General features: G+C 41.3%; 1 protein-coding gene. It reads right to left on the bottom strand.

What is annotated here, in order from left to right; all coding sequences use genetic code 11:
- On the bottom strand, positions 1-426 hold a 426-nt coding region (locus tag AC3E7H_RS09960), incomplete at both ends, for a mucin-binding protein (RefSeq protein WP_490676513.1).

Genomic DNA, 426 nt, shown 5'->3' with positions numbered 1-426 from the left:
GGCATTTGGAATTTTGTTTCCTTCTGGATCAACTGGAATGATCTTACCGAGTTCCTTATAAACTACTTTATCTGTAGCTTCTGGGTGTTCTGGAGTAACTGTCTTACCACCTGCTTCAGCTTTATCCGCATAATAGTGTTCAACTACTGGGACTTTTACTTTGCCATAGTCATGACTGTTTTCAGTCCATGTTGTTGTGCCATCAGCTTGATTCTTCTTGCCTGTGAATGTATAGTCACTTTGAACATCATCTTTTGGTGTGGTTGAACCAGCTCCTTCAAACGTTACAGTTTGTTTGGTTGGTTGTGTCACATCATTTGTTTTTGGTACATAGATGATTGGCGTATCTTCCCCTGGTTTATCCGGTGTTACAGGTGTTCCTGGTTCTACTGGTTTACCTGGTTTGCTTGGATCTTTTGGATCTGG

It is taken from the genome of Streptococcus sp. SCPM-O-B-15304 (M98) (assembly GCF_058200215.1).
The sequence above is the reverse complement of the archived record's forward strand: the minus strand, read 5'-3'. Positions and strand labels throughout refer to the sequence as shown.